Source organism: Pseudoxanthobacter sp. (assembly GCF_036822375.1).
In the GTDB taxonomy this organism is placed as follows: Bacteria; Pseudomonadota; Alphaproteobacteria; order Rhizobiales; family Segnochrobactraceae; genus Pseudoxanthobacter.
In genome coordinates, this window is sequence record NZ_DAISHT010000117.1 from 1 (window position 1) to 6633 (window position 6633).

Annotated in this window: 7 protein-coding genes and 1 pseudogene; 3 read left to right on the top strand and 5 right to left on the bottom strand. The window is 71.6% G+C overall.

Going from position 1 to position 6633, the window contains the following annotated elements:
- Positions 1-294 precede the first annotated feature (294 nt).
- The 4 genes and pseudogenes from ruvB to V7067_RS11535 form a co-directional block, all read right to left on the bottom strand.
- Positions 295-1317: a Holliday junction branch migration DNA helicase RuvB gene (gene ruvB / locus V7067_RS11520; protein WP_334176061.1), complete on the bottom strand. Its 1023-nt coding sequence runs from the start codon at positions 1315-1317 to the stop codon at positions 295-297.
- Positions 1318-1417: 100 nt separating this feature from the next.
- Positions 1418-2032 carry a Holliday junction branch migration protein RuvA gene (gene ruvA, locus V7067_RS11525; protein ID WP_334176050.1) on the bottom strand — a complete coding sequence of 205 codons (615 nt, stop codon included), beginning with the start codon at positions 2030-2032 and terminating at the stop codon, positions 1418-1420.
- Between the two features lie 215 nt (positions 2033-2247).
- Positions 2248-2763 (bottom strand): annotated as a pseudogene (gene ruvC, locus V7067_RS11530) (crossover junction endodeoxyribonuclease RuvC); the annotation flags it as partial.
- Position 2764: 1 nt separating this feature from the next.
- Positions 2765-3142 carry an MAPEG family protein gene (locus V7067_RS11535; protein WP_334176051.1) on the bottom strand — a complete coding sequence of 126 codons (378 nt, stop codon included), beginning with the start codon at positions 3140-3142 and terminating at the stop codon, positions 2765-2767.
- A gap of 150 nt (positions 3143-3292) precedes the next feature.
- Between V7067_RS11535 and V7067_RS11540 the strand changes: the two genes are divergently transcribed.
- Together V7067_RS11540 and V7067_RS11545 are read left to right on the top strand one after the other, a co-directional pair.
- A complete protein-coding gene (locus V7067_RS11540) occupies positions 3293-3682 on the top strand; it encodes a VOC family protein (protein ID WP_334176052.1) in 390 nt (129 codons plus the stop codon).
- 162 nt (positions 3683-3844) lie between these two features.
- Positions 3845-4345 carry a hypothetical protein gene (locus V7067_RS11545; RefSeq protein WP_334176053.1) on the top strand — a complete coding sequence of 167 codons (501 nt, stop codon included), beginning with the start codon at positions 3845-3847 and terminating at the stop codon, positions 4343-4345.
- Between the two features lie 121 nt (positions 4346-4466).
- Here the strand turns inward: V7067_RS11545 and nth are convergent, their stop codons facing one another.
- Entirely contained in the window at positions 4467-5399 is a 933-nt protein-coding gene (nth, locus tag V7067_RS11550) for an endonuclease III (protein WP_334176054.1), read from the bottom strand.
- 253 nt (positions 5400-5652) lie between these two features.
- Between nth and V7067_RS11555 the strand changes: the two genes are divergently transcribed.
- The gene (locus V7067_RS11555; RefSeq protein ID WP_334176055.1) at positions 5653-6534 is read left to right on the top strand and encodes a bifunctional helix-turn-helix domain-containing protein/methylated-DNA--[protein]-cysteine S-methyltransferase; all 882 of its coding nucleotides are present in this window, start codon (positions 5653-5655) and stop codon (positions 6532-6534) included.
- The last annotated feature ends 99 nt before the right edge of the window (positions 6535-6633 follow it).

The window sequence follows — 6633 nt, forward strand, 5'->3', positions numbered from 1 at the left end:
GTCAGCGTGGGGTCGATGTCGCTGCTGGACGGTGGCGATGTCGGATGCGAGGCCGGCTCCGCAGCGATCGCGCCGGCGTTCGATCTGCCGATCCTGATAGACGGCCGGACATTGCCGCCGGCGAGCCCGGCGTGCCATGCACCCGGACCGGCGCTTCCCCGGACCGGTGCGTCCCGAACCGGGCTTGCGGCGGGCGTGAAAGGCTGCGGATCGGCACTGGCCGGCGCAGCCGGCGCTGGGGGCACGGGTCAGGGCGGCGGAAAGCGGCGTTGCCGGTTCGTCCGGCAGGCGCCGTCACGCATCGCCGTTGAAGAGGCCCATCTGGTCGCCCGGCAGGCGCGCGGGGGGCGCCATGCCGAGGTGGTGGAAGGCGGCCGGCGTCAGCATGCGGCCGCGGGGGGTGCGCTGGGTCAGGCCCTGCTGGATCAGGTAGGGCTCGACGATTTCCTCCAGTGCATCGCGCGGCTCCGACAGCGCGGCGGCGATGGTTTCGATGCCCACCGGGCCGCCGCCGTAGTGCTCGGCGATAACGCGCAGATAGCGCCGGTCGAGGCTGTCGAGACCCGCGGCATCCACCTCCAGCCGCAACAGCGCCCGGTCGGCAATCTCGCCGTCGATGGCTGCCTTGCCGGCGACGATGGCGAAATCGCGCACCCGGCGCAGCAGCCGGCCGGCAATGCGCGGCGTGCCGCGCGAGCGGCGGGCGATTTCGGCCGCACCGTCCTCCGTCATGCCGATGCCGAACAGCCGCGCGCCGCGGGAAACAATCGCCTGCAATTCCGCCGGCGAATAGAACTCCAGCCGGATCGGAATGCCAAACCGGTCGCGCAGCGGGTTGGTAAGCAGGCCGAGACGGGTCGTTGCCCCCACCAGCGTGAAGCGGGCGAGGTCGATGCGCACCGAGCGCGCCGCCGGGCCCTCGCCGATGATGAGATCGAGCACGAAATCCTCCATGGCCGGATAGAGGATTTCCTCCACCGCCGGCGACAGCCGGTGGATCTCGTCGATGAACAGGACGTCGCGGTCCTCAAGGTTGGTGAGCAGGGCGGCAAGGTCGCCGGCCTTGGCGATGACCGGGCCGGCGGTGGCTTTGAAGGCAACGCCGAGCTCGCGCGCCACGATCTGGGCCATCGTCGTTTTGCCGAGGCCCGGCGGGCCGACCAGCAGCACGTGGTCAAGAGCTTCGTGGCGGGTGCGCGCCGCCTCGATGAACACCGACAGGTTCTCGCGCGCCCGCGCCTGCCCGATGAACTCGTCCAGTTGCTGCGGGCGCAGCGCCACGTCGGTGTCGCCGGCCTGTGCGCCGCCGCCCACCATGCGGCCGTCGTCCGCCTCTTTCAGCCGGCCGCGCATCGGCGCTGCGCCGGCACCGCCGCGCCCGGAACCCTGTGGGCGACCGCTCACCGCGCCTGCTCCTTCACCGTGACAGCTCCTTCAGTCCGTGGCGGATGAGGGCGGCCGTGGTGGCGTCGTCCCCGATGGTGCGGCGGGCGGCGAGCACGACGCCGCGGGCCTGCGCTTCCGCATAGCCCAGATTGACGAGGGCGGACACCGCGTCCACCACCGCAAGGTCGGTTTCCCCGCCCGGCACCGGGCTGCCGCCGCCGATGATGGCCGCCGGCGCCTCGTGGGGCGGTGCGGCGGTCTTCAGCTCCGTCACCAGCCGTTCGGCCAGCCGCTTGCCCACGCCGGGCACGCGGGTCAGCATGTCCTTGTCCTGCAGTGCGATGGCGGTTGTGAGTTCGCCGCCGCCAAGCACGCCGAGGATCGCCAGCGCCACTTTGGCGCCCACGCCCTGCACGGTGCACAGCTGGCGGAACCAGCCGCGCTCGCCGGCGGTGGCAAAGCCATAAAGGCGGATCATATCCTCGCGCACCACCGTTTCGATGACGAGGGCGACCCGCTCGCCGGTCTTCGGCAGGTGGGCGAGCACGCGCACCGGGCAGAACACTTCATAGCCGACGCCGCCGACATCGAGCACCACATGGTCGGCGCCGATCGAATCGACAAGGCCGGTGAGTTTGCCGATCATCGGCATCTCCTGAAAGGCGGACCGGTCCGCGGCGGGGCCGGTCCTGCGGGTCACGATGCGCGCGCCGGCGCGGCGGGGTTGCGATGCGCCGGTGCGGCGAGCGTCACGATGCGCCGGCGCGGCCGGGGTTATGACGAGCGCGCCAGCGCGGCGGCGATGCGCGGGTGCAGGGCCGGCGCGGCCTGCCGCCCGCCACGCCGGACCGCCTTTGCGGCCGCCGCCAGCGGCGAGGCGCGATGGTGCGCATGGCAGAGCGCAATCGCAAGGGCGTCGGCGGCATCGTCGGTCTCGAAGGTGGCCTTGGGCAGCAGCACCTTCACCATCATGCGGATCTGCTGCTTTTCGCCGTGGCCGGCGCCGATCACCGCCTTTTTCACAGCATTGGGCGCGTATTCGCCGATGGGCAGCCCCGCACGGGCCGGCACCAGCAGGGCGATGCCGCGCGCCTGCCCCAGCTTCAGCGTGCCGGTGGCATCGCGGTTGACGAAGGTCTGCTCCACGGCGGCTTCATCGGGGCGGATGCGGTCGACGACCGCCGTCAGCCCGTCGAACAGGCTCACCAGACGCCGCGCCAGTTCATCGTCGCCGGCGGAGCGGATGGTGCCGGAGGCGATGAAATGCACGGCACTGCCGATGACCTCGATTGCGCCCCACCCGGTGCGCTGCAGGCCGGGATCGATGCCGAGGATGCGGATGGGATGCGGCGCGAGGCCGGAGGGCGCGGCCGCCATTTCAGCCCCACAGCGGCGACAGGAAAATGGCGATGGTGCTGACGAACCCGACCAGCCACGACAGCGAGCGCAGCCGGGGCCGGTCGGCCAGATAGGCCGCACCATAAACCGCGCGGGCCACCACGAAGGCCAGCGCCGACCCGTTGATGCAGTTCTGCGGCCCGCCGTTCATTTCCGCCAGAATCACCGCGCCGATGAAGAACGGCAGCGCCTCGAAGCCGTTCAGGTGTGCCGACCACGCCCGCCGGCGCAGGCCGGTCTGCGCCGCGTGAACGGTGCGCGGCTCGCGGTTGTCGAACGCCGGGTCGAGCTTGGCCGGAATCAGCACCAGATAGGTGAGGAAGACGGCAGCGAGAATGCACCAGTCCGCAATGCTCATGATTGACCCGCTCCTCTGACGGCGGCTTTCCGGCACGGCGGAGAGCCCTTGTTGGCGGCTGTATCATGATACATAAATGTTTCTGATTTGTTCCGAAAGGCCGATTATTCGGGGCTCACGCCCCGCCCGGCCATGCTGCAGGAGGGCGGAATGCTGGATCATGTCGGGTTTGCGGTGGCGGATTTCGGCCGCTCGCGGGCGTTCTACGATGCCGCGCTCGCGCCGCTGGGCATTGGCCGGGTGATGGAGGTGAGCGCAGCGGAGACCGGCCATGGCGACCATGCCGGCTATGGCACGGCCGGCAAGCCGGTGTTCTGGATCGGCTCGGGCGGCGGGCCGGCCGGCGTGGCCTTCCACATCGCCTTTGCGGCACCGGACCGGGCGGCCGTGCAGCGCTTTCATGCCGCGGCGCTGGCCGCCGGCGGGCGCGACAACGGCGCGCCGGGGCTGCGGCCGCACTATCACCCGTCTTATTACGCCGCCTTCGTGCTCGATCCCGACGGCCACAACATCGAGGCGGTCTGCCACGCCCCGGTGTGACGGCGGCGGCGATTGTTTCCACCGGAAAATGTCATGGCGTCGTCGCACAACCGGCCTATCGCCTGCCCCGCGGGCGGGGGCCGGGCGAATCGGGCCGGGTGCTGCCGCCCGTTCTGCACCGCCGGCCCCGCGCCGGCGGGGAACGGCCGGGAGACAACAACAATGAAGCCCTTTTCGGTGCTGTTCGTGTGCGCCCGCAATGCCGGCCTCAGCATCATGGCGGAAGCCTATCTGAACCATCTGGCGCTGCCGGGCGTGATGGCCTTTTCCGCCGGGCTCGATCCGGCCGAGCGGGTGGACCCGCGGGCGCTGACTGCGCTGTCGGCGGCCGGCATCGAAACCGACCGGCTGGAGCCCAAGCCGGTGGAACTCTTCACCTTCGAGCACGCGCCGCGGCCGGATGTGGTGGTGGAACTGGGCAGCGGCCCCCTCGGCACCGCGCCGCTCTGGCATCACCCGGCGCGCCGGCTCAGCTGGCGCATGGGCGACCCCCTGACGATCAGCGCCCGGGCGTCGTTTGCCGAGGCCTATGATTCGCTCTGCCAGCGCATCGACCGGGCCATGGCCCGCGTGCCGGCCGGGCGCGCGCTGCTGGTGCCGCGCCGCGGCCTGCCGCTGGCACGCCGCCGCTTCGGGCCACTGCTGCCGGCTCTGGCCGGCTGAAGGACGACCCGTGCCGGCTCTGGGCGGGTGAAGGGGGACGCGTGCCGGCGCTGGCCGGCTGCGGGGAACTGGCGCCGGCTGTGGAGGCCGGGGCGGCTGGCGTGCCGGCGGCGGGCGCCGGTCATGTGCCCGTCAGGTCTTTTTCCGGGCTCTTGCACAGGTCGGCGATGACGCAGTTGTTGCAGCGCGGCTTGCGGGCGAGGCAGGTGTAGCGGCCGTGCAGGATGAGCCAGTGGTGTGCGCCCATCCGGTAACGCGGCGGCACGATCTTCTCCAGCGCCGTTTCCACGGCTTCCGGCGTTTTGCCCGGGGCCAGCAGCAGCCGGTTGGCCACGCGGAAAATGTGGGTATCGACGGCAATCGTCGGCTGGCCGAAGGCAATGTTCAGCACCACGTTCGCTGTTTTGCGGCCCACACCGGGCAGCGCCTCCAGCGCCTCGCGGTCGGCGGGCACCGCGCCGCCGTAGCGCTCCGCCAGAATCTGCGACAAGGCGGCGACGTTCTTCGCCTTGTTGCGATAGAGCCCGATGGTCCTGATCTCGTGGCGGATGCGCTCCTCGCCGAGGGCGGCCATGGCGGCGGCGTTGTCGGCCAGCGCGAAAAGGGTTCTGGTCGCCTTATTCACCCCGGCATCGGTGGCCTGCGCGGAAAGCACCACCGCCACCAGCAGCGTGAAGGCATTGGAATAGTGCAGGTCCGATTTCGGCTCGGGATTGTGGGCGGCGAGGCGGGCGAAGATCGCCTCGATTTCCGGCGGGCTGTAGGCGGAAAGGCCGCCATGGGCGGCGGCCGTGGCCGCGGCGCGGGCATTGGCGGCGGCCCCGGCGCGGCGCGGCGGCGCCGCTGCGCCGGCCGTTTTGCCGGCCGTGTGGGCCGCAGCCGCGGCGGGCTTTGCCGCTTTGACGGGGGCGGGCGGCTTTGCCGCTCTGGCGGGTGCTGCGGGCGGACGCGGCTTTGCGGCGGCCGGCCGGCGGCGGGCCGGGGCCTTCGTGGCCGGCCGATCGGGCTGCGGCGGCACGTCCGGCTTCTCTGGCGGGTCTGATTCCTGCGACATGGAGCGATCCTAATCACGGTCGCCGGGCGACGGCCAGACAGGGCGGTGAAAATGCTGTCCGTGTCGCAAACCGGGTGTCGCGGTGCCGCTGCGCCGGCTATGGCTGCCGGATCGGCGGAACCGGCGGCGATCCGTGAACGCACGCCGCATGAACGCAGACCGCATGAACGCCGACTGCATGAACGCCGACCGGATAAGCGCAGAACAGATGGGCGCGAGGCACATGAGCACAGGGCAGGAGAGGGGCACCACCATGCCGCAGGAGCCGGCGGAAGCCGCCGATTATGCCCTCGTGCGCCGGGTTCTGGCCGATGTGACCGATAACTGGCGCACACAGCCTTCCGTGGAGCAGATGGCCGGGGGCGCGGGTGTCAGCACGGTGCGGCTGGAGCGGGCTTTTCGCCGCTTTGCCGGCCTGACGCCGAAGCAGTTTCTGCAGGCCGTCACCATCGACCACGCCCGCCGTCTGTTGCAGGACGACAGCGTCAGCGTGCTCGACGCCACGTTCGAGCTGGGCCTTTCCGCGCCGGCGCGGCTGCATGACCTGTTCATCACCTACGAATCGATGCCGCCCGGCGCGTGGCGGCGCGGCGGCGAGGGGCTGGCGATCCGCTGGGGCTGGCATGACAGCCCGTTCGGCCGGGCGCTCGTCATGGCGGGGGACCGGGGCCTGAGCGGCCTTGCCTTTGCCGACGACGGCGGCGAGGCGGCCGCCTTTGAGGACATGCAGCGCCGCTGGCCGCGCGCCGCCTATGTGCCGGATGTCGCCGGCACGGCGGCGCTGGCGGCACGGGTTTTCGATCCGGCGGAGTGGCGCCCCGACCGGCCGCTGCAGGTGACGCTGATCGGCAGCGATTTCGAGATCCGGGTGTGGGAATGCCTGCTGGCGATCCCGTTCGGGGCCGCCACCACCTACAGCCGCATTGCCGGCCGGCTCGGCCGGCCGCAGGCGGCGCGGGCGGTGGGCAGCGCGGTGGGGCGCAATCCGGTGTCGTTCGTGGTGCCCTGCCACCGCGTGCTGGGCAAGGGCGGCACCCTGTGCGGCTATCACTGGGGCCTGTCGCGCAAGCGCGCCATTCTCGGGTGGGAGGCCGGGCTTGCCGGCACCGTGTCGGCGCCCGGTCCCGCTGCCTGACCGGTCCGCATTTTGCCCGGCGGGGCGGGTTTGCGGCCGGCCGGCCGGCGCGCTGCCGCATCTGCCGGTTCGCGACACCCGCAGCGGCCCGGCCGCAGA